A 21,929-nucleotide genomic window follows, 5' to 3' on the forward strand; every position below is an offset into this window, starting at 1 on the left:
GACAGGTCGGCCTGTGTTTCAGTGTCTGCCTCCGCCCCCTAGTTTTCCGTGCGGTACGACCCGCACCCGTCCCAGTTCGTCGATCCGCACGCGGCGGGCGCGGCGGGTTTTCAGCTTGCTGATCGTGGCCAGATCCCAGCTGAAGGGGTCGTCTTCGTTTTTATGGCGCTTTTCGTAATCGCCGGCCGCGTTCACCCCGACCAGCCGCATGCGGTTTGCGCTGGGCTCAAGTCGCACCACCCGTTTGACGGTGTTGCTGCCTGCAATCGGCTGGCCCTCCTTGTCCAGGTCGAACAGCTGGATCGTGTCGTTCTTGAAAAGCCGCATGACGAAACGCGCTTCGGGATTAGCCGTGCGCCAGTCGGTTTCACCCTCGGATTGCGCCGCCCAGATGTCGGTGGCGTGGTGGAACCAGCGCCCGTCGGGCCCTTCGAGAATGTCCATGAAGGCGATCTCGCCGGGCACGAGCCATTTGCAGGGGCGCCCCTCTTGATCGTGGACCAGGCGGGCATTGGCCACGGGCTTGATGATGCGCAGGCGGCGGTGGCCGGTCCGGGCGCTCCACTGTTCCAGCGCCTCCGCCAGTTTCTTCTTGTCCCCGCGCAGTCCCTCGGTGGCGCGCAAGAGGTCTACGCGGATCTTCTCGTCGCGCACCTGGCCGATTTCCTTGGCGGTGAGCGCGACGACCGGCTTGCGCACCACCACATTGCCGATGGTCCGCGCCGCCTGGTTTTCCGGCAGATCGCGGATCAGACCATAGGCGGTATCCTCCTGCAGGCGGCCGCTAATGGCGTGGTCAGGCCGGTGGCTGGCTTGAACGCGGCGGACCTGTTTCATCACCTGGTCACGGAAGCCGGCAAAAGGCTCAGGCGGGGAAGGGAGCACCCGGTCGAGTTCTTCGGCCCCGATCTGGCGGGCATAACGCTGAAGCGTCTGGATCATGAGCCGGTCGATCACCCCGATCACGGCGGCATCCAGCGCGTGGTGGCGGTGGTCGTCGCGGGTCTTGGCGTTGTGGTCGGGCAGGAAGATGCCCCAGCGCCGGCGCATCATCGCGGTCATGCGGCCCACCGGCATCCAGATGTTCGAGGTGCCGTCCCTGGGAAACAGCGCCTCGGCATAGGCACGCACCACACGGGCCAGGTGGCCGGTCGCCCTCAATTGGCGGTCTTCGAAGTTTTTGTCCTGTTGCCATTTCTCCAGCGCACCGGGCAGGAAACGCCACAGCTTGTTGCGCATGCCGGGGGCGGATTTCACCCGCGCGATGATGGTTTCGAGTTCCTGACCATGCCAGGCATCGCCCGGCGCGTGCTTGCCCTTGATGCGGTTGGCTTGGCGAAAGCAGACGGTCTTGTTGGCGGGGCTGTCGTCGAACGTGTCCTCGAACGGCAGGATATGGTCGATTTCCACTTCGTCCGAATGCAATTGATGCAGCGCTATGGGCTGTCCCGAATAGGGACAGAGCCGGTCGGCCGGCGTCTTGCCCAGTTCCTCCCACAGGCGCATGCGCAACAGCCGGTCACCCATGCGCTGGCCGGGGTCGAGGATGCCGGCCTCTTCCAGTTCCTTGCGCCAGGCGTCGTTACGCTTGGTATTGGCCTTGATCGTGCGCTCGATCTTGTTGAGCTCGCGTGCCGATTTCGCCATGTCGCGGGTGGCCTCGATGGCTATCTCGGCCGGCTTGCCGTAGTGGTCGATCAACGCATTCATCACGCGGCGGAACTGGCCGAGCGCCACATGCACCGTGGGGTTGGAGATGCGCCCGAAGCGGATGTCGGGCGGGTCGTCAGGGTTGCCCGTCCCGGTGCCGATCATGTGGCGCAGGGCGGGCAGTTCGTTGTAGCGCGGCAGGCGGGGCAGGCCCGGGTCGTCCGCGGCACGCAGGTCGGAATGATGCACGACCACGCCTTCGCCGAACAGCTCGCGTTTGCTGGCCAGATCTACTGCTTCGTTGTAAATGACAACTTCCTCACGGAAGATCTGCACGATGGCCTTTGCCGCGCGCTCGCCGATCATCAGGTGCCCGTCCGGCAGGGTGATCTTCTCGACCGTTTCGGCCGTGTCGCGGTCAAGCCCGCATTCCTGCATGAGCCGCTGGACGGCTTCTTCGGGGCTTTCGGCCTGATCGAGGATCGTCAGCAGGCGCAGCCTGTCGTCGTCGCCCCAGCTTTCCCACCTGCCGGCAAGCGGCCCCGGCTTTCTTTTCGTGCCGGTCATGCGGGCGGCGGTCTGGTTGTGGGCGAGTTCCTTGAGCCCGCCGCGTTCAAGGTTGATCTCGGCATCCGAAGGCAGCTTCAGAAGCTTTCGCAGCCCCTTCCAGGTCAGCTTCTGCCCCGCCATCAGGTGCTGCGCCAGCAGGTTTCGGGCGGTCGGATCGAGCGTCCGTTCCCCCCGCCCGTCCAGTATCCGCAGCATGTTGAGCTGCTGCAGGATGATGAATTCCTGCGCCAGCGGGTGCCATTTTGGCAAACGGAACTCTTCGGGGAAGAAGGTGCAGCGGCCCGGCAGAACCGGTTTGAGCGGGCGCTGGAAGAAGACCGTATCGCGGATGGTTTCGCGCGCGGCGTCGGTCAGCTCCGGGTGGTGAGCCGCCTGCCGGCGCCAGATATGGTCGAATTCGTCCTCCAGCATCTGGCGGGTGGGGTAGAAGTCATAGGCCTTGTCGTTGCCCAGATGAATGCGCACCGGCTCCTTTCGGGCATGGCGTTGTGCCAGCCAGGCGCCATAGGTGGGCGCGCCTTCCTGCGCCAGCCGATCACGCAGCGCGGCCGAGGCGCTTGCGATCTTGCCGCTGTCATCCTTGTTGGATCGGTCGGCCTTGCGATTGCTCTTGAAACCGCGATGTTTCGAGATGTGCCAGATGGCGCGTCCAAGCTCATGCAGGCTGCATTTTTCCCGTGCGGCACGGTCGCGGGCGGCATAAGGGTCGATGTCAAAGAAGGCCTTGCGCCCAGTGCCGTCATCCCGCGCGGGCATCAGCCCCGTCTTCACAAGCTGCTCTTCGAGCCGCTGGCGTCGTTTCTTGCGGCGGTCGATCTGGCGGCGTTGCTGGCGGGGCTGCCGGCGGCCGGCGGCGGTCGATTCCTTCGATTGAGGATCGCGCCCCGTCGGAAATATCCGCGCGCCCATCTTCACCAACTCGGTCGGTTTCCTTTCCTCATCCAGCTTGAAAACCGCCCAGCCCAGAGAACCGGACCCCAGATCGAAAGCAAAGCGATACATCAACCCCTCCGTAAATGCTTGAAATGGCTTGCGTGAAAGCATACAATACAATTCCTAGCAGAAGAAGCGGCGTGGTCTTTCCCGCGATAAGGCGAAAGATCCACACCATCGGGGCAGGCTGCGGCCTGCCCCGTATTCTTGGGAACGGGGATTTACCCCTTGGTGCTGCCCCTCCCACTCCACCGGAAACGGCTCCAGCGACTGCGCGAGCGTCACCTCCGGTCCCTGCCGCCCGTCGAAGATTGCCTCGACTATGGTCGGCGCGATGCCCTGGTGTTAGCGGTTTCCGTCACTGTGCACATCTCACCACGTCGGCAGAGCGCCGTGTTACGAACTCTGCCCATTTCTCCATGACCACTCGCCGCCGTACCAAAAGGTCCGACCGGGCATAGCTGCGTTCTACCGCGCCGCCGATCTGGTGCCCAAGAACCGTCTCCGCGACCTCGAATGTGCAGGCATCCGTATCCTGCACCCAAGTGCGGAACGACGTTCGGAAGCCGTGCAAGGTGCCTGCGGCTCCGGCCCGCTTCAGGGCGTTTCCCAGCGTCACATCCGAGACGTGACCGCGTGTGAGGCCCGGAAAGAGGTAGTCATCTGAGATCTCGGCCGCCGTGGCCACAATCTCTTGCGCAGCCTCGGAAAGCGGAACCCGGAAATCCTGCACATGCGCGGCCCGTCCCTTGATGCGCGCAGCCGGCACCGTCCAGATATCGCCTTCGATTTCCTCGAAGCGCGCGCCGCGGCAGCCGTGGCTGCGCACCAGCGTCAGGATGCACCACCGCAGGCACAGGTTGACGGCGATGGGCTCGGCCAGCTTGGCGAACAGCGCGGGCACCTCCTGCCATGGCATAGCCTCGAGGTGGCGGACCTTGTGCTCCACCGCCCCGAGCATGTGCTTCGCAGCCTCGACCGTGAAAGGATCGCAATCGACACCCATCAGGCGGGCCTGCTCGAAGATGATCTTCGTGCGATTGAGCGCTTTGATTGCCGTCGGATGCTTGTCCCGCCAGATCGGTTTCAGTGCCGCATGGATGTCGGACTGGTGGATTGAGCTCATGCGTTTCCGCCCCAGCGCCGGGATCATGTAGAGCCTGATCGGACTCATCCACCGGCCACGAGTGCCGCCGCCGCGCAGGGCATCGCGCTTCGCCTCGAACACTATCTGCGCCATGCGCTCGAAAGTGGGATCCTGCCTGTCCATCTCCCGGCGCGCCGCTTCGCGCTCGGCATCGCGGACGGAAATCGGATCATCGCCTTTGGCCAGCACCGCCGCCCAGCGGTCGCGCATCTTGCGGGCTTCGGCCAGGGTGATCGCGCTCTGAGGCCCCAGCCCCATGTCGCGTCGTCGGCCGAGATACGAATACCGCCACACCCATTTTCCGGTACCTCCTGCGCGGACCAGCATGAGACCACCGCCATCGTAGAACCGCCCGTCGCCGGCGTTCTTTACCTGAATGGCCGTCAGCCTGTTCCGTTCCCGTCCCACAATTGGTCCCACATTCGAGTCCGCGTTGCGGCCTTCGCCGGTGCGACGGCGCGCGACAGCAACCCTTTCATTCTCTTGGACTATAGGCTGGACGGCGCTCGCCATGCAACGTCATGCGATGGCTCCGTGGCGCATCTCCTGGGCACCATCTTCGGTTCATGCCTTTCCGCCTTTCGGAACGATCGGGAATTCGGCGCGGCCCGCCCATGCCGATTGACAAACGCGGTGCGGGGTTTCACAAGATCCGTCATGGTGGAAAAGGCCGACGATATCCTGTCAAGGCTTCCGGCCAGGCTGAAGGAAGCGCGGCGGGCGAAGGGGTTGTCTCTGGAAGCGGTGGCGAACCTGTCCGGCGTGTCACGGTCCATGGTCAGCCAGATCGAGCGCGGCGAAAGCAGCCCCACCATCGCCACCCTGTGGAACCTGACCCGCGCCCTTCAGGTCGATTTTGCCGGCCTGCTCGAAGGCGAGGACACGGCCGACCGGATCGACGTTCTGCGCGCCGGAGAGGTGCCGCGAATCGACAACATGGGGCAGGGTTGCCGGATTCGGATCCTTTCGCCGCCCGAAGAGGCCGGACATCACGAGGTCTATGACCTGCGATTCGATGCGGGCGGGGTGCTGGCCAGCCAGCCGCACACCCGCGGTGCCAGCGAGCAGCTGACCGTGATCGAGGGAGAAATCGAGGTTCGTTCGGGCAGCGCGGTCGAGCGGCTCGGGGTCGGAGACTCGGCGCGCTACGCGGCCGACGTGCCGCACCGCATCGCCGCTCCATCCGGCCCGGCGCGGGTGTTCCTGATCGTCAAGAACGCCTGAGGCAGGCCGGATCCTGCGCAGCAGCCGAACGGGAAACCGGGTGCTCCGGGCCGTGCCTCGCCCGGAGCGCGGCGAAAATCCTGTTTTGCGGAAATTTGTCCGTCATTTTGAATATCCCCTATTTCGGAAGCTCCTCCGCTATGGTAGATACACGTGCAGAAGGAGAGTTGCCCATGTCCGAATCATTCCTGTCCCGCATCACGGAAACGCTTGCCCGGATCGACGCCGAGGGCCTGACCAAGCGCGAAAGGCTCATCACGTCGCCGCAGGCGGGTGAAATCACGGTCGGGGACCGACAGGTCATCAACCTGTGCGCCAACAACTATCTCGGCCTTGCCGATCATCCCGCGCTGATCCGGGCCGCGCGCCAGGCCATGGACGAACGCGGCTTCGGGATGGCCAGCGTGCGGTTCATCTGCGGCACCCAGGACATTCACCGCGAGCTGGAGCAGAAACTGGCCGCCTTTCTGGGCAAGGATGACGCGATCCTGTTCGCCGCCTGCTTCGACGCCAATGGCGGGTTGTTCGAGCCGCTTCTGGGGCCCGAGGACGCGGTGATTTCGGACGCTCTGAACCATGCGTCGATCATCGATGGCATCCGGCTGTGCAAGGCGCGGCGCTATCGCTACCTGAACGGCGACATGAACGATCTGGAGGCTCGTCTGAAGCAGGCCCGCGCCGACGGGGTGCGGCACGTGATGATCGCCACCGACGGGGTGTTCAGCATGGATGGCTACCTTGCGAAACTGCCCGAGATACGGGCGCTGGCGGAACGCTACGACGCGGTGGTGATGGTGGACGACTGCCACGCCACCGGGTTCATGGGGCCGCGCGGGGCGGGCACACCGGATCATTTCGGTGTTGAGGTGGACATCCTGACCGGCACGCTGGGCAAGGCGCTGGGCGGAGCGATCGGGGGCTATATCGCCGGGCCGCAGCCGGTGATCGACCTGTTGCGGCAGCGGGCGCGGCCCTACCTGTTTTCCAACTCGCTGCCGCCCGCGGTGGTCGCTGCCGGCATCGAGGCCTTGCGGCTGGTCGAGGACGGGGACGATCTGCGTGCCCGCCTGTTCGACAATGCGCGTTTCTGGCGCGATGGGCTGACGCGGCTGGGCTTCGACCTGCTGCCCGGCGAACATCCGATCATTCCGGTGATGCTGGGCGAGGCGCGCCTTGCGCAGGAGATGGCGGCGCGGCTGTTCGACGAAGGCGTTTACGTGTCCGGCTTCTTCTATCCGGTGGTGCCCCGCGGGCAGGCACGCATCCGCACGCAGATGAGCGCGGCCCTGACCCTCGAGGACCTGGATCGGGCGCTGGACGTCTTCGGCAAGGTGGGGCGCGAGCTGGGGGTGGTGGCATGACCGGCACGATGAAATGCCTCGTGAAGGCCCGCGCCGGCGAAGGGCTGTGGATGGAAACTCGCCCCGTGCCCGAGATCGGCCCCGACGACGTGCTGATCCGCGTGCACAAGACCGGTATCTGCGGCACAGACGTTCATATCTGGAACTGGGACGCGTGGGCGCAGCGAACCGTGCCGGTGGGGCTGGTCATCGGTCACGAATTCTCGGGCGAGATCGTCGAGATCGGGCGTCACGTGGATGATCTGGAGATCGGTCAGCGCTGTTCCGGCGAGGGTCACCTGATCGGCCGCCACTCGCGGCAAAGCCGGTCGGGACGGTTTCACCTTGACCCGGAGACGCGGGGGATCGGCGTGAACGAACCGGGCTGTTTCGCGGAATACCTGCGGCTGCCCGCCTTCAACGTGGTGCCGCTTCCCGACACCATTCCCGACGAGATCGGCGCCATCCTCGACCCGCTGGGCAACGCGGTGCATACGGCGCTGAGCTATGACCTCGTGGGCGAGGACGTGCTGATTACCGGCGCCGGTCCGATCGGCATCATGGCGGCGGCGGTGGCCCAGCATGTGGGCGCACGCCACGTGGTCATCACCGACATCAACCGCGACCGGCTCGACCTGGCCGCGCGGGTGACCGAGGTGATCCCGGTCGATCCCTCGACCACGGAGCTGCGCGATGTCATGCGCGATCTGGGCATGAAGGAAGGCTTCGATGTGGGGCTGGAAATGTCGGGCAGCCCGGCAGCCTTCGACCAGATGGTGGAGGTGATGGTCATGGGCGGGCGGATCGCCATGCTGGGCATCCCCGAGGGCCGGGCGTCCGTGGACTGGAGCCGGATCGTGTTCAAGGCGCTGACCATCAAGGGTGTCTATGGGCGCGAGATTTTCGAGACATGGTACAAGATGATCGCCATGCTCGAAGACGGGCTGGATATCTCGCGCATCATCACCCACCGGTTTCCCGCTGATGAATTCGAAAAGGGCTTTGCCGCCATGAAATCGGGAAAGAGCGGAAAGGTGGTGCTCGATTGGGGCTGAGGGACCGCGCCCGTTGCATTGCGCGCCGGCGCAGCTTTCGTATCATCCACGAGTTTCGCCCGATATCTGGCAAAAGGAAATAAATCGAAACGAAAACGAAAGATATCGGGTTGATGTTTTCCCTCCGGGACGTCAGAGAAGACGAAGGCGGGCCTGGAGGCGAAAAATTGGGCGTTCACGAACGGAAAGAGCGGATTCTGGCGCTTCTGCGGGTTCAGGACCGGGTGCATGTCGAGGATCTGGCGCGCCGGTTCGGGGTCTCGACCCAGACGATCCGTTCCGATCTGCGCGATCTGGCCGAGGCCGGCCTTGTTGCGCGCACCCATGGCGGGGCGCGGCGGGTTCATTCCGCCTCGAACCGCGATTACAACGAGAGGCGCAAGCTGAATGCCGGAGCGAAAGAGGCGCTTGGCCGGCTGGCGGCAGCGCTGATTCCCGATGACTGCTCGATCACGATCAATATCGGGACCACGACCGAGCAGGTCGCGCGGGCGCTGCTGGGGCACCGGAATCTCGTGGTTCTGTCCAACAACATCAACATCATCAACATGATGACCGGTTCGCCGTCGAAAGAGCTGATCGTGGTCGGCGGATCGGTCCGGCAGAGCGACGGGGCGATCGTGGGCGAGGACGCGGTGGAGTTCATTTCCCGCTACAAGGTCGATTATGCGGTGATCGGGGCGTCTGCCCTCGATACCGACGGGGCGGTCATGGATCACGATGCGCGCGAGGTCTCCGTCGCGCGGGCGATCCTGCGCAATGCGCGGACCCGAATCCTTGTCTGCGACAGGTCGAAATTCGATCGCACCGCGCCGGTGCGCATCTGCGAGGTGGCCGATCTGGACTATGTGGTGACCGATCTGCCGCCCCCCGATCCGTTCCGCAGGGCCGCCATGCGCGGCGGGACCGAAATCGTGATGCCCGGGGGTCCGGCCGATGGCTGAGCCGGCGCAGGATCGTCCCGAGGATACCATTTTCGACATCTTCGTCATCGGCGGCGGCGTGAACGGCTGCGGCATTGCCCGCGATGCCGCCGGGCGGGGCCTGTCGGTCGGGCTGGCCGAGATGGGCGATCTGGCCTCGGCCACCTCGTCCGCCTCGACCAAGCTGTTTCACGGCGGGCTGCGTTACCTCGAGTATTTCGAGTTCCGCCTTGTGCGCGAGGCGCTGGCCGAACGCGAGGTGCTGCTGCGCGCGATGCCGCATATTTCCTGGCCGATGCGGTTCGTGCTGCCGCTTTATCGGGACATGCGCTTCGACAGCGACACGCCCACCTCGCGTCTGCTGTCGGTGGTGATGCCGTGGCTCAGGGGGCGCCGGCCGGCGTGGCTGATCCGGCTGGGACTGTTCCTCTACGACCACCTTGGCGGGCGCAGGATCCTGCCCGGCACTCGGGCGCTGGATCTGAGGACTGACCCGGCGGGGCGGGTGCTGAAGCCGAAATTCCGCAAGGCCTATGAATATTCCGACTGTTGGGTGCAGGATTCGCGGCTGGTGGTGCTGAACGCCCGCGACGCGGCCCAGAGGGGCGCGCGGATCTGGCCCCGCACGCGCGTCACCTCGGCCCGGCGGCGGGACGGGCTGTGGCAGGTCACGCTGCGCGATGCGGTTTCGGGGCGCGAACGCATGGTGCGGGCACGGGCGCTGGTGAACGCGGCCGGGCCCTGGGTGGCGAAGGTGCTTGCGGAGGCCGTTCATGTCCCCTCGCACGAAGGGGTGCGGCTGGTGCGTGGCAGCCACATCGTGACCCGCAGGCTTTACGATCACGACCGGTGCTATTTCTTTCAGGGCACCGATGGGCGGATCATCTTCGCCATTCCGTATGAACGCGACTTCACCCTGATCGGCACCACCGACGTGGAACACGCCGACCCGGACGAGGCGCCGGTCTGCACGCCGCAGGAACGCGACTACCTGCTGAGGCGGGCCTCGGAATACTTTGCCGAACCGGTCACCGAAAGGGATATCGTCTGGACCTATTCCGGGGTGCGCCCCCTCTACGACGACGGGGCGCGTTCGGCCACCGCCGCGACCCGCGACTACGTGCTGTCGCTTGACGATGCGGGCGGCGCGCCGCTCTTGAGCGTGTTCGGCGGCAAGATCACCACCTATCGCCGCCTGGCCGAGGCGGCGCTGGCCCGCCTGCAGCCCTTCTTCCCGCGCGCGGGCGGGCCGTGGACGGCCGGGGTGTCTCTGCCGGGCGGGGATTTTCCCGTGGACGGGGTGGAAAGGCTGATGCGAGAGCTGATGGCGGCTTATGCCTTTCTCGACCGCGGCTGGGCGGAACGGCTGGTGCGCATGTATGGAACCGAGGCCTTCACGCTGCTCGGCCCGGCCCGGACGGCGGCGGATCTGGGCCGCGATTTCGGTGCCACCATCACCGCCCGCGAACTGGACTGGTCCATCGCCCGCGAATGGGTGCGCTGCGGCGAGGATTTCCTGTGGCGCCGGACGCGGCTTGGCCTGAAGCTGGACGCCGCCGGTGCCCGCGCGGTGGACGACTACATCCGGCAGGCGGCGGCCGGGCGGTAAGCCGCGGGCAGGGCAATCGCTTTCGCAAGGCAGGAATCCCTTGCGAAAGCGGACCGAACCCCCTATATGGGCGATGACAGCGGCGCTTCGGGGTCCAAACCCGAAGCCCACCGGAGTAATGCAACGGGCCGCGCGCCCGTTTTTTTGTGCCCCATTTGCGCCTGGACGACATGACGAACAGCCTGATCGCGAAATCTGCGATGGACCGGCGCCTTGCCGAGATCATCTCCCCCGTCATCGAGGACATGGGGTTCGAGCTGGTGCGCGTGCGGCTGATGGCCGGCAAGGCGACCACCCTGCAGGTCATGGCCGACCGGCCCGAAGGCGGGATCGAGGTGGACGACTGCGCCGAGATCTCGAACGCGATCGGCGCGGTTCTCGACGTCGAGGATCCCATACTCGATGCCTACACGCTGGAAGTGTCCAGCCCCGGCATCGACCGCCCGCTGACCCGGCTCAGGGATTTCGAGGCCTTCGAGGGCTACGAGGCGAAACTGGAAACGGCCGAGCCGATCGACGGTCGCCGCCGGTTCCGCGGCGTGCTGGCCGGGATCGAGGGGGACGAGGTGCTGATCAACGTCGCGGCCGGCGGATCGGGCGACGAAACCGTGACGATCGGGTTGAAATTCGACTGGTTGAGCGATGCCAAGCTGGTGCTCACCGACGACCTGATCAGGGAAATGCTGCGCCAGCGGAAGTCCGCGGGCGTTCTGAAGGAAGACCAATTCGACGAAATCCGGACCGAAGGGCCCGGGAAGGAGGACAACTGATGGCCATCACCTCTGCCAACCAGCTTGAGCTGCTGCAGACCGCCGAGGCGGTCGCGCGCGAAAAGATGATCGACCCGGATCTGGTGATCCGGGCGATGGAGGAAAGCCTCGCCCGCGCCGCCAAGAGCCGCTACGGCAGCGAGATGGACATTCGCGTCTCCATCGACCGCCGCACGGGGCGGGCCACCTTCACCCGCGTGCGCACCGTGGTCGCGGACGAGGATCTGGAAAACTACCAGGCGGAAATGACCCCCGAGCAGGCGCGCGAGGAAGTGGCCGCCGCACGCCCCGACGTGGTGGTGCTGCCCGGCGTGCGGCCGGTGCTGGACGAAGAGGGCCAGGAGACCGGCACCGAGAAATACCGCCGCTTCCTGCTGCGCGCGCCCTCTGACACCGACCGGATGCTGATGGAAGGCGTCGATCAGGATGTCGAACCCGCCCCCGGCGACGAGATCGTTTCCGAGGTCCCCCCGGTCGAGCTGGGCCGGATCGCGGCGCAAAGCGCCAAGCAGGTGATCCTGCAGCGCGTGCGCGAGGCCGAGCGTGATCGCCAGTACGAACAGTTCAAGGACCGCGTCGGCACCATCATCAACGGCGTCGTCAAGCGCGAGGAATACGGCAACGTGATCGTCGATGTGGGCGCCGGCGAGGCGATCCTGCGCCGCAACGAGAAGATCGGCCGCGAAAGCTATCGTCCCGGCGACCGCATCCGCTGCTATGTCAAGGACGTGCGCCGCGAGACGCGGGGTCCGCAGATCTTCCTGTCGCGCACGGCGCCGGAATTCATGGCCGAGCTGTTCAAGATGGAGGTGCCGGAAATCTATGACGGCATCATCGAGATCAAGGCCGTGGCCCGCGACCCCGGCTCGCGCGCCAAGATCGCGGTGGTCTCCTATGACGGCTCCATCGACCCGGTGGGTGCCTGCGTGGGCATGCGCGGCTCGCGCGTGCAGGCGGTGGTGAACGAGCTTCAGGGCGAAAAGATCGACATCATCCCCTGGAGCGAGGATCTGCCGACCTTCCTGGTCAACGCGCTGCAACCGGCCGAGGTGTCGAAGGTGGTCCTCGACGAAGAGGCCGAGCGGATCGAGGTGGTGGTGCCCGAGGATCAGCTTTCGCTGGCCATCGGCCGGCGCGGCCAGAACGTGCGTCTTGCCAGTCAGTTGACCGGGCTGGATATCGACATCCTGACCGAGGAAGAGGAAAGCAAGCGCCGCCAGGCCGAATTCGAAGAGCGCACCAAGCTGTTCATGGAAACGCTCGACCTGGACGAATTCTTCGCCCAGCTTCTGGTGTCCGAGGGCTTTTCCAGCCTCGAGGAGGTGGCCTATGTCGATCTGGACGAGCTTCTGGCCATCGAGGGCGTGGACGAAGGCACGGCCGAAGAATTGCAGGCCCGCGCCCGCGACTATCTGGACGCGCAGGCGCGCAAGGCGCTGGAAAACGCCCGCGAGATGGGGGTCGAGGACAGCCTGATCGAATTCGAGGGCCTCAGCCCGCAGATGATCGAGGCGCTGGCAAAGGACGGCATCAAGACGCTGGAAGACTTCGCCACCTGCGCCGACTGGGAACTGGCCGGCGGCTGGACCACCGTGGATGGCGAGCGGGTGAAGGATGACGGTCTGCTGGAACCTTTCGACGTGTCTCTGGAAGAGGCGCAGAACCTGGTGATGAATGCGCGGATCCAGCTTGGCTGGGTCGATCCTGCCGATCTTGCCGCCGATGACGGGGACGAGGCGGAGGACAGCGCCACTCAAGAGGAGGCCGGGGCCTGATCTCAGGCCCCGCGGGGTTTGACATGAGCCGCGGCGGCGTCTCGAAGAAGCGGCCGGACGGGCCCGAGCGCAGGTGCATCGCGACCGGCGAGGTGCGCCCGAAATCCGGGCTGATCCGCTTCGTTGCCGGGCCTGACGGCCGGGTCGTGCCCGATATTCTGGGCAAGCTGCCGGGGCGTGGCGTTCATGTCTCGGCCGACCGGGTCGCGCTGGAGCGGGCGGTGAAGAAGAAGCTGTTCGCGCGGGGGCTGAAGCAGCCGGTCGAGGTTCCCGAGGGTCTTGTCGATGAGGTGGAGCGGCAGCTGGCGCGTCGGGTCGTCGAGCTGATCGCCCTGGCCCGGAAATCGGGCGAGGCGGTCGGCGGCTACGAGAAGGTGAAGGACTGGCTGAACACGGGCCGGGCTGCGGTGCTGATCCAGGCGCTGGACGGGTCGGGCCGGGGCAAGTCGAAATTGAGCACCCCGTATCGGGGGCATTACATCGGCTGCCTGACCGCGGACGAGCTGGGCATGGCATTCGGGCGTCAATCCGTGATACATGCCGCGCTCGCCTCTGGTGGACTCGGCAAACGTGTTGTAGAGGAAGCGCAACGACTGTGCGGGTTGCGCGGAACGGAAGGCGGCAAGGGCCGCGAAAGGTAAAGAGCTTTATGAGCGATAGTGACGGCAAGAAGACATTGGGCCTGCGTGGCGGGGCGCGTTCGGGGAACGTGAAACAGAGCTTCAGCCATGGGCGGACCAAGAATGTCGTGGTGGAAACCAAGCGCAAGCGCGTGGTGGTGCCGAAACCCGGCGCGGCCAAGCCTGCGGTTCCGTCGAAGAAGCAGCAGACGGCGGATACCGGGAAACGCCGCCCTGCGGGCATCTCGGATGCCGAACTGGAACGCCGCCTGAAGGCGCTTCAGGCAGCTAAGGCGCGCGAGGCCGAAGAAGCCGCCCGCCGCGCGGCCGAAGAGAAGGCCCGCGAGGAAGAGCGCGCCCGCCGCCGCGCCGAGATCGAGGCCCGCGAACGCGAAGAGCGCGAACGCGAAGAGGCGATGCGCAAGCGCGCGGAAGAGGAAGAACGCGCCCGCCGCGAGGCCGAAGAGGCCGCCCGCCGCGCCGAAGCCGAGAAGGCCCGCCCGAAAGAGCCCGAGCCTGCGCGTGCAACCGCCCCCCGTCCGGCGCCGGCGCAACCGACGCCGCGCAAGTCGGATCGCGACCGCGACAACCGTGGCGGCCGCGGCAAGGCCGGGCGCAGCGACGGTCGCCGCTCGGGCAAGCTGACGCTCAACCAGGCCCTGACCGGGGGCGATGGCCGTCACCGGTCGCTGGCCGCCATGAAGCGCAAGCAGCAGCGCGCCCGCCAGAAGGCCATGGGTGGCCCGGTCGAGCGCGAAAAGGTCATCCGCGAGGTTCAGCTGCCGGAAACCATCATGGTGTCGGAGCTGGCCAACCGCATGGCCGAGCGCGTGGCCGACGTGGTCAAGGCGCTGATGCAGATGGGCATGATGGTCACGCAGAACCAGTCGATCGACGCCGACACCGCCGAACTGATCATCGAGGAATTCGGCCACAAGGTGGTGCGGGTGTCCGATTCGGATGTCGAGGACGTGATCCAGCAGGAGGAGGACCGGCCCGAGGATCTCAGGCCGCGCCCGCCGGTCATCACGGTGATGGGCCACGTGGACCACGGCAAGACCTCGATTCTCGACGCGATCCGCAAGACCAATGTCACCTCGGGCGAGGCCGGGGGCATCACCCAGCATATCGGTGCCTATCAGGTCACGACCGAGGACGGGAAGGTTCTGACCTTCCTGGACACGCCGGGGCATGCGGCCTTCACCTCGATGCGCTCGCGCGGGGCGCAGGTGACGGATATCGTGGTGCTGGTGGTGGCTGCCGACGACGCGGTGATGCCGCAGACGGTCGAAGCCATCAACCATGCCAAGGCCGCCGGGGTGCCGATGATCGTGGCGATCAACAAGTGCGACAAGCCCGAGGCCAACCCCGACAAGGTGCGCACCGATCTGCTGCAGCACGAGGTGATCGTCGAGAAGCTGTCGGGCGATGTGCAGGATGTCGAGGTTTCGGCCATCACCGGGCAGGGGCTGGACGAGTTGCTGGAGGCGATCGCGCTGCAGGCCGAGATCCTCGAACTCAAGGCCAACCCCGACCGCCCCGCCCGCGGCGCGGTGATCGAGGCCAAGCTGGATGTGGGCCGCGGCCCGGTGGCGACCGTTCTGGTCCAGAACGGCACCCTGCGGCAGGGCGATGTCTTCGTGGTCGGCGAGACCTGGGGCAAGGTCCGGGCGATGGAAAACGACAAGGGCCAGCGCATCAAGGAGGCCGGCCCCTCGGTTCCGGTCGAGGTTCTGGGCCTGCACTCCACGCCCGAGGCCGGCGATGTCCTCAACGTCGTCGAGACCGAGGCCCAGGCGCGCGAGATCGCCGAGTATCGCCAGGAGAAGGCCAAGGAAATGCGCGCCGCCGCCGGCGCCGGGGCGACGCTGGATCAGCTTCTGGCCAAGGCCAAGGCGGACCAGAACGTCAAGGAGCTGCCGGTGGTGGTCAAGGCCGACGTGCAGGGTTCGGCCGAGGCCATCGTCCAGGCGCTGGAGAAGGTCGGCAACGAAGAGGTCCGCGTGCGGGTGCTGCATTCGGGCGTGGGCGCCATTACCGAGACCGATGTCGGCTTGGCCGAGGCCTCGGGCGCACCGATCCTTGGCTTCAACGTCCGCGCCAACGCGCCGGCCCGCAACAGCGCCAACCAGAAGGGGGTCGAGATCCGCTATTACTCGGTGATCTACGACCTGGTGGATGACGTGAAGAAGGCCGCCAGCGGCCTGCTGTCGGCCGAGATCCGCGAGAACTTCATTGGCTATGCCGAGATCAAGGAGGTCTTCAAGGTCTCCGGCGTCGGCAAGGTTGCCGGCTGTCTGGTCACCGAAGGCGTGGCGCGGCGTTCGGCCGGGGTGCGGCTGCTGCGCGACAACGTGGTGATCCACGAAGGTACCCTGAAGACGCTCAAGCGCTTCAAGGACGAAGTGGCCGAGGTCCAGTCCGGTCAGGAATGCGGCATGGCCTTCGAGAACTACGACGATATCCGCCCCGGCGATGTCATCGAGATATTCGAACGCGAAACGGTCGAGCGGACACTCGACTGATTGTTCGAAATTTGGAAACAGGAAAAGGGGGTGGCCATCTCGGCTGCCCCCTTGTTTCGTGTTCGCGCGTGGCCCGTTCTCAGGCGGCGGCTTTCACCGGCCGGCCTTCGAAATACTGTTTGCCCACGCGCACGACGATCCTGCCATTTGGCAGGCATTTGACGAAAATACCCTGAACAGACACGCAACTGCCCAGGATGATGGTCCGAAGCATCGTCTTTTCCCCCAACGAAAGACAGTTCGAGATTACACCATACCGGCGGCGAAAGCATTCAAACTTTTGTCACCTCTTCGTTTCAGTCCGCGACAGCCCTACAGCCAGTCCCTGAGCACGGGTATCAACGGCACATCCGCCGGCGGCATCGGATAGCTGCGCAGATCGGCCGCGCGCACCCATTTCAGCCTCTGGCCCTCGCGGGCACGGGGGATGCCCTCCCATTTGCGGCAGGCAAAGAGCGGCATGAGCAGGTGGAAGTCGTCATAGCTGTGGCTGGCGAAGGTCAGCGGCGCCAGGCACGAGGCCCAGGTGTCGATGCCCAGCTCTTCGTGCAGTTCGCGGATCAGGGCGGCTTCGGGGGTTTCGCCCGGCTCGACCTTGCCGCCGGGAAACTCCCACAGCCCGGCCATGGACTTGCCCTCGGGTCGCTGGGCCAGCAGCACCCGCCCGTCGATGTCGATCAGCGCCACCGCGGAAACCAGAACCGTCTTCACGACCGGTAATCCGCGTTGATTTCGATATAGCCATGGGTCAGGTCGCAGGTCCATACGGTGGCCGAGCCCTCGCCCAGCCCCAGATCGACCGCGATCAGCAGCTCGGGCCGTTTCATGTAGCGGGCGGCGTCCTCTTCGCGATAGCCGGGGCTGACCCAGCCGTTTTCGGCCACAAGGATGTCGCCGAAGCGGATGCGCAGCCGGTCGCGGTCGGCCGCGGCGCCGGACTTGCCGATGGCCATGACCACGCGGCCCCAGTTCGGATCCTCGCCGGCAATCGCGGTCTTGACCAGCGGCGAATTGGCAATCGCAAAGGCATGGGTTCGGGCATCGGCATCGCTGGCCGCGCCGGTGATTCGTACCTCGACGAATTTTGTGGCGCCCTCGCCGTCGCGCACCACCTGATGGGCAAGATCAAGCATGACGCCGTGCAGGGCCTCGGCAAAGGCCGCCTCACCTGTGACATCGACCCCCGAGGCGCCGGTGGCGCACAGCAGCAGGCTGTCCGAGGTCGAGGTGTCCCCGTCCACAGTGATGCAGTTGAAGGTCCGATCGGTCAGGCGGGCCAGCAGCGCCTGCAGGGCGGCCTGGTCATGGGCGGCATCGGTGAAGAGATAGACCAGCATCGTGGCCATGTCCGGCGCGATCATGCCCGATCCCTTGGCAATGCCGGCGATGTGCACCTTGCGCCCGGCGATCTCGACCTGCGCCGCGGCGCCCTTGGGGAAGGTGTCGGTGGTCATGATGGCGCGCGCGGCCGCCGCGACGCCGCCGGGATCCAGCGCCGCCACCATGTCGCCCAGCCGTGCGGTGATGCGCTCATGCGGCAGCACCTCGCCGATCACCCCGGTGGAGGAGGTAAAGACCCGCCTTGGCGGCACGCCCGCCGCCTGCGCCGTCGCGGCGGTGATGGCGGCCACCGCCTTTTGCCCGAAGCGGCCGGTGAAGGCGTTGGCGTTGCCCGAATTCACGACGATGGCCGCCCCTGCGTCGCAGGGGCCGCCGATCTTGGCCTGACAATCCAGAACCGGCGCCGCCCGGGTGGCCGAGCGCGTGAACACCCCGGCAATCGCGGTGCCCGGATCGAGGACCGCCAGCATCAGGTCGGGCCGGCCGCGATAGCGGACCCCGGCCTCGGCGGATGCGAAGCGCACGCCGCCGATCACCGGAAGATCGGGAAACCGTGCCGGAGCCAAGGGGGACACGGGCAGGGCGCCGACCATGGTTCAGTTCTCCAGCAGATCCAGCTTCGAGATCAGGGCAGGGTCGAGCCCCTCGACCTCCGGGGTTTCCACCTGCGCCGCCGCGCGCAGCTCGGCCACCTTGCGTTCCACCGCCGCGCGCTGCAGCTCGGAGGCCAGCTCGCCGCGCACCTGGTCAAGCTCCGGCGCCTTGGCCTTGCGCTTGTCGTTGAGCTTGATGACGTGCCAGCCGAACTGGGTCTGCACCGGTTGGGAAATCTGGCCCGGTTCGAGCGTCTTCACGGCGGCCTCGAATTCGGGGACCATGCGCCCCTCTCCGAACCAGCCCAGCGCGCCGCCCGAGGGCCCCGACGGGCCGGTGGATTTCGCCTTGGCGGTTTCGGCGAAATCGGCGCCCTTTTCCAGCTCGGCCCGGATGGCCTCGGCCTCTTCCTTCGTCTCCACGAGGATGTGGGAGGCGTTGAATTCCTCGCCGCCGAAGCCGTCGCCGTATTTCGCGTCATAGGCGGCCCTGATCGCCGTGTCGTCGGCGGCCTCGGCCATCACCTTCTCGATCACCTCGCCGGCAATCAGCGATCTTTCCTCGTTCTCCAGCGACAGGGTGACCCGTGGCGGAAGTTCGCCCTTGAAGGCCTGCTTGAGCACCACCTGCTGGATCAGCTGTTCCAGAAGCGCGTCATACAGCACGTCATCGGGCAGCTGCTGATACTGCTGCGGCAGCGACACGCGGGCCGCGATCAGATGACCCAGCTTGATCTCTTCGCCGTTGACGCGGGCCACCACCGTGTCGGCGGTTGGCGCCTGCTCGGCCGATACCGGCAGGGCAAGCATGGCGGCCAGCGCCAGAGACGGCAGAAAAGTGAGGCCTTTAGGCATGGATTCTTCCCATTTGAGGGCCGCGACGGGGCGCGGCGTTGACACTCTCGGACCGGCCCCTTACATCGCCTTGTGGCCTTGCGGCAGGGCCGTCTGACACCCCCGTATCTATGGGTTGCGTGCGGTGCGGGCAAGCCTGCCGGTCACACGGAATCTTGAGGCACCTCCGGGAGAGAACATGCTGGGTATCGGTACACTCGCCAAAAAGGTGTTCGGCACGCCGAACGACCGCAAGATCAAGGCGACGCGCCCGCTGATTGACAGGATCAACGCGCTGGAACCCGAGTTCGAAAAGCTCAGCGACGAGGGCCTGAAGGAAAAGACCGACCAGTTCCGCAAACGCGTGACCGAGGGCGAGAGCCTGGACGATCTGCTGCCCGAGGCCTTCGCCAACTGCCGCGAGGCAGCCAGGCGGGCGCTGGGACTGCGCGCCTTCGACGTGCAGCTGATGGGCGGCATCTTCCTGCATCAGGGCAACATCGCCGAGATGAAGACCGGCGAGGGCAAGACGCTGGTTGCCACCTTCCCGGCCTATCTGAACGCGCTGGTGGGCAAGGGCGTGCATATCGTCACCGTCAACGAATATCTCGCCAAGCGGGATTCGGAATGGATGGGCAAGGTCTACGAGGCCCTCGGCCTGACCTGCGGCGTGATCTGGTCGAACATGGGCGCCGAGGCCAAGATGCAGGCCTATGGCTGCGACATCACCTACGGCACCAACAACGAGTTCGGCTTCGACTATCTGCGTGACAACATGAAGTCGGAGCTCTCCGAGCTGTTCCAGAAGCACCACTATTACGCCATCGTGGACGAGGTCGATTCGATCCTCATCGACGAGGCGCGCACGCCGCTGATCATCTCGGGGCCGGCGGACGACCGGACCGAGCTTTACACCACCATCGACAAGGTCATCCCGCTGCTGACCGATGCTCATTACGAGATCGACGAGAAGACCCGCGTCGTGACCTTCACCGACGAGGGCAACGAGTTTCTGGAAGAGCAGCTGCGCGCCCGCGGCATCCTGCCCGAGGGGCAGACGCTTTATGATCCCGAAAGCACCACCATCGTGCATCACCTCAACCAGGGCCTGCGCGCGCACAAGCTGTTCCACAAGGACAAGGATTACATCGTCCGCAATGGCGAGGTGATCCTGATCGACGAATTCACCGGGCGAATGATGCCCGGGCGGCGCCTGTCCGAGGGGCTGCATCAGGCGATCGAGGCCAAGGAAGGCGTGGACATCCAGCCCGAGAACGTGACGCTCGCCAGCGTCACCTTCCAGAACTATTTCCGCCTCTATGAAAAGCTGGCCGGCATGACCGGCACGGCCATGACCGAGGCCGAGGAATTCATGGAGATCTACGGCCTTGGCGTGGTCGAGATCCCCACCAACCGCCCCATCGCCCGGATCGACGAGGACGACCGCGTCTATCGGACCGCGGAAGAAAAATACAAGGCGATGATCGAGGACATCCGCGAGGCCCACGCCAAGGGCCAGCCGGTTCTCGTCGGCACCACCTCGATCGAAAAGTCGGAAATGCTTTCCGACATGCTGACGAAGGAGGGGATCAAGCACAACGTGCTGAACGCCCGCCACCACGAGCAGGAGGCCGAGATCGTGGCCGAAGCGGGGCGGCTGGGCGCGGTGACCATCGCCACCAACATGGCCGGCCGCGGCACCGACATCCAGCTGGGCGGCAATATCGAGATGAAGGTCATGCGCCTTCTGGCCGAGAACCCCGATGCCGACCCGGCCGAGCTGCGCGCCGCCGAGGAGGCCCGCCACGCCGAGGAAAACAGACAGGTGATCGAGGCCGGCGGGCTGTTCGTCATGGGCTCGGAGCGCCACGAGAGCCGGCGCATCGACAACCAGCTGCGCGGCCGCTCGGGCCGGCAGGGCGATCCGGGCCGCACCGCCTTCTACCTGTCGCTGGAAGACGACCTGATGCGCATCTTCGGGTCCGAGCGGCTGGACCGGGTGCTCAAGACGCTGGGGCTAAAGGAAGGCGAGGCGATCGTTCACCCCTGGGTCAACAAGTCGCTGGAGCGCGCCCAGGCCAAGGTCGAGGCGCGCAACTTCGACATGCGCAAGAACCTGCTGAAGTTCGACGACGTGATGAACGATCAGCGCAAGGTGATCTTCAAGCAGCGGCGCGAGATCATGGCCGCGGACGACCTGTCCGAGGTGGTGAAGGACATGCGCGAACAGGTGATCGACGACCTGATCGATCGCTTCATGCCGCCCAAGACCTATGCCGACCAATGGGATACCGAAGGGCTTTATGCCCAGGTGATCGAAAAGCTCGGGATCGACGTGCCGGTCATGGAATGGGCGGCCGAGGAAGGCGTGGATGACGAGGAAATCCGCGAACGCCTGATCAAGGCCAGCGACGAATTCATGGCCAGGAAGGCGGCGGCCTTCGGCCCCGAGACCATGCGCAACATCGAAAAGCAGGTGCTGTTGCAGACCATCGACACCAATTGGCGCGAGCATCTGCTCAAGCTCGAGCATCTGCGCTCGGTGGTCGGGTTCCGCGGCTATGCCCAGCGCGACCCGCTCAACGAATACAAGAGCGAAGCCTTCCAGCTGTTCGAGCGCATGCTCGACAGCCTGCGCGAGACGGTGACCCAGCAACTGGCCCACGTGCGGCCGCTGACCGAGGAAGAGCAGCAGCAGATGCTGGCGCAGATGGCCGCCCAGCAGGCGGAAATGCAGCGGCTGGCGGAGGGTCAGGCGCAAGGTCAGGCCCAGGGTCAGACGGCCGCGTCGGGGAACGGGGCGGACCTGTCTGCCTCGTCGGCGGCGCAGGCTTCGGGCGATGGTCCGGCACCCGGTTTCGTCGAGGATGATCCATCGACCTGGGGCAAGCCCAGCCGCAACGCGAAATGCCCTTGCGGCAGCGGCAAGAAGTTCAAGCACTGCCACGGCCGCCTGGTCTGAACCCGGCCATTGCCCGAATGACTCCGCAGGGCGGCCACATCTTGGCCGCCTTCCCGCG

16 protein-coding genes are annotated in these 21,929 nt (G+C 65.7%); 10 read left to right on the forward strand and 6 right to left on the reverse strand.

The window, feature by feature from the left end; translation table 11 throughout:
* Window positions 1–18 precede the first annotated feature (18 nt).
* On the reverse strand, window positions 19–3,222 hold the full coding sequence (gene cas9, locus ACZ5CM_RS01255; protein WP_464640542.1) for a type II CRISPR RNA-guided endonuclease Cas9: 3,204 nt from the start codon (window positions 3,220–3,222) through the stop codon (window positions 19–21).
* A 289-nt stretch (window positions 3,223–3,511) separates the two neighbouring features.
* Complete coding sequence (locus ACZ5CM_RS01260; RefSeq protein ID WP_464640544.1) at window positions 3,512–4,813, reverse strand: tyrosine-type recombinase/integrase; 1,302 nt, start codon at window positions 4,811–4,813, stop codon at window positions 3,512–3,514.
* Window positions 4,814–4,957: 144 nt separating this feature from the next.
* Here ACZ5CM_RS01260 and ACZ5CM_RS01265 point away from each other — a divergent pair, with 144 nt between their 5' ends.
* From ACZ5CM_RS01265 to infB, 9 genes are all read left to right on the forward strand, one after another.
* Window positions 4,958–5,524: a helix-turn-helix domain-containing protein gene (locus ACZ5CM_RS01265; RefSeq protein WP_464640546.1), complete on the forward strand. Its 567-nt coding sequence runs from the start codon at window positions 4,958–4,960 to the stop codon at window positions 5,522–5,524.
* 173 nt (window positions 5,525–5,697) lie between these two features.
* The gene (locus ACZ5CM_RS01270; RefSeq protein ID WP_464640548.1) at window positions 5,698–6,885 is read left to right on the forward strand and encodes a glycine C-acetyltransferase; all 1,188 of its coding nucleotides are present in this window, start codon (window positions 5,698–5,700) and stop codon (window positions 6,883–6,885) included.
* 8 nt (window positions 6,886–6,893) lie between these two features.
* On the forward strand, window positions 6,894–7,919 hold the full coding sequence (gene tdh / locus ACZ5CM_RS01275; RefSeq protein WP_464642450.1) for an L-threonine 3-dehydrogenase: 1,026 nt from the start codon (window positions 6,894–6,896) through the stop codon (window positions 7,917–7,919).
* Window positions 7,920–8,086: 167 nt separating this feature from the next.
* Window positions 8,087–8,863 carry a DeoR/GlpR family DNA-binding transcription regulator gene (locus tag ACZ5CM_RS01280; protein ID WP_464640550.1) on the forward strand — a complete coding sequence of 259 codons (777 nt, stop codon included), beginning with the start codon at window positions 8,087–8,089 and terminating at the stop codon, window positions 8,861–8,863.
* Entirely contained in the window at window positions 8,856–10,451 is a 1,596-nt protein-coding gene (glpD, locus tag ACZ5CM_RS01285) for a glycerol-3-phosphate dehydrogenase (protein WP_464640552.1), read from the forward strand. The genes ACZ5CM_RS01280 and glpD overlap by 8 nt, the downstream gene beginning before the upstream one ends.
* Before the next feature lie 170 nt (window positions 10,452–10,621).
* Window positions 10,622–11,221 carry a ribosome maturation factor RimP gene (rimP, locus tag ACZ5CM_RS01290; protein WP_464640554.1) on the forward strand — a complete coding sequence of 200 codons (600 nt, stop codon included), beginning with the start codon at window positions 10,622–10,624 and terminating at the stop codon, window positions 11,219–11,221.
* Window positions 11,221–12,996, forward strand: a complete 1,776-nt coding sequence (gene nusA, locus ACZ5CM_RS01295) for a transcription termination factor NusA (protein WP_464640556.1) — start codon at window positions 11,221–11,223, stop codon at window positions 12,994–12,996. Before rimP ends, nusA begins: the two co-directional genes overlap by 1 nt.
* A gap of 23 nt (window positions 12,997–13,019) precedes the next feature.
* Window positions 13,020–13,637, forward strand: a complete 618-nt coding sequence (locus ACZ5CM_RS01300) for an RNA-binding protein (protein ID WP_464640558.1) — start codon at window positions 13,020–13,022, stop codon at window positions 13,635–13,637.
* An 8-nt stretch (window positions 13,638–13,645) separates the two neighbouring features.
* A complete protein-coding gene (infB, locus tag ACZ5CM_RS01305) occupies window positions 13,646–16,141 on the forward strand; it encodes a translation initiation factor IF-2 (protein ID WP_464640560.1) in 2,496 nt (831 codons plus the stop codon).
* 79 nt (window positions 16,142–16,220) lie between these two features.
* Here the strand turns inward: infB and ACZ5CM_RS01310 are convergent, their stop codons facing one another.
* The 4 genes from ACZ5CM_RS01310 to ACZ5CM_RS01325 all read right to left on the reverse strand — a co-directional run bounded on the left by ACZ5CM_RS01310 (window position 16,221) and on the right by ACZ5CM_RS01325 (window position 18,930).
* Complete coding sequence (locus ACZ5CM_RS01310; protein ID WP_464640562.1) at window positions 16,221–16,355, reverse strand: hypothetical protein; 135 nt, start codon at window positions 16,353–16,355, stop codon at window positions 16,221–16,223.
* Between the two features lie 98 nt (window positions 16,356–16,453).
* On the reverse strand, window positions 16,454–16,852 hold the full coding sequence (mutT, locus tag ACZ5CM_RS01315) for an 8-oxo-dGTP diphosphatase MutT (protein ID WP_464640564.1): 399 nt from the start codon (window positions 16,850–16,852) through the stop codon (window positions 16,454–16,456).
* Window positions 16,849–18,075, reverse strand: coding sequence for a bifunctional glutamate N-acetyltransferase/amino-acid acetyltransferase ArgJ (gene argJ, locus ACZ5CM_RS01320; protein ID WP_464640566.1), 1,227 nt, complete (start codon window positions 18,073–18,075; stop codon window positions 16,849–16,851). Before argJ ends, mutT begins: the two co-directional genes overlap by 4 nt.
* 3 nt (window positions 18,076–18,078) lie before the next feature.
* On the reverse strand, window positions 18,079–18,930 hold the full coding sequence (locus tag ACZ5CM_RS01325; RefSeq protein ID WP_464640568.1) for a peptidylprolyl isomerase: 852 nt from the start codon (window positions 18,928–18,930) through the stop codon (window positions 18,079–18,081).
* A 178-nt stretch (window positions 18,931–19,108) separates the two neighbouring features.
* On the opposite strand from ACZ5CM_RS01325, the gene secA reads away from it, so the two are divergent.
* Window positions 19,109–21,871, forward strand: a complete 2,763-nt coding sequence (secA, locus tag ACZ5CM_RS01330) for a preprotein translocase subunit SecA (protein WP_464640570.1) — start codon at window positions 19,109–19,111, stop codon at window positions 21,869–21,871.
* The last annotated feature ends 58 nt before the right edge of the window (window positions 21,872–21,929 follow it).

Source organism: Piezobacter thermophilus (genome assembly GCF_055386745.1).

Excerpts from the sequence above, each read along its gene's own strand:
- infB (WP_464640560.1), top strand. The coding sequence starts at position 13,646 with ATGAGCGATAGTGACGGCAAGAAGACATTGGGCCTGCGTGGCGGGGCG.
- secA (WP_464640570.1), top strand. The coding sequence starts at position 19,109 with ATGCTGGGTATCGGTACACTCGCCAAAAAGGTGTTCGGCACGCCGAAC.
- ACZ5CM_RS01325 (WP_464640568.1), bottom strand. The coding sequence starts at position 18,930 with ATGCCTAAAGGCCTCACTTTTCTGCCGTCTCTGGCGCTGGCCGCCATG.
- ACZ5CM_RS01310 (WP_464640562.1), bottom strand. The coding sequence starts at position 16,355 with ATGCTTCGGACCATCATCCTGGGCAGTTGCGTGTCTGTTCAGGGTATT.
- tdh (WP_464642450.1), top strand. The coding sequence starts at position 6,894 with ATGAAATGCCTCGTGAAGGCCCGCGCCGGCGAAGGGCTGTGGATGGAA.
- ACZ5CM_RS01260 (WP_464640544.1), bottom strand. The coding sequence starts at position 4,813 with ATGGCGAGCGCCGTCCAGCCTATAGTCCAAGAGAATGAAAGGGTTGCT.
- glpD (WP_464640552.1), top strand. The coding sequence starts at position 8,856 with ATGGCTGAGCCGGCGCAGGATCGTCCCGAGGATACCATTTTCGACATC.
- ACZ5CM_RS01300 (WP_464640558.1), top strand. The coding sequence starts at position 13,020 with ATGAGCCGCGGCGGCGTCTCGAAGAAGCGGCCGGACGGGCCCGAGCGC.
- argJ (WP_464640566.1), bottom strand. The coding sequence starts at position 18,075 with ATGGTCGGCGCCCTGCCCGTGTCCCCCTTGGCTCCGGCACGGTTTCCC.
- ACZ5CM_RS01270 (WP_464640548.1), top strand. The coding sequence starts at position 5,698 with ATGTCCGAATCATTCCTGTCCCGCATCACGGAAACGCTTGCCCGGATC.
- nusA (WP_464640556.1), top strand. The coding sequence starts at position 11,221 with ATGGCCATCACCTCTGCCAACCAGCTTGAGCTGCTGCAGACCGCCGAG.
- rimP (WP_464640554.1), top strand. The coding sequence starts at position 10,622 with ATGACGAACAGCCTGATCGCGAAATCTGCGATGGACCGGCGCCTTGCC.
- cas9 (WP_464640542.1), bottom strand. The coding sequence starts at position 3,222 with ATGTATCGCTTTGCTTTCGATCTGGGGTCCGGTTCTCTGGGCTGGGCG.
- ACZ5CM_RS01265 (WP_464640546.1), top strand. The coding sequence starts at position 4,958 with ATGGTGGAAAAGGCCGACGATATCCTGTCAAGGCTTCCGGCCAGGCTG.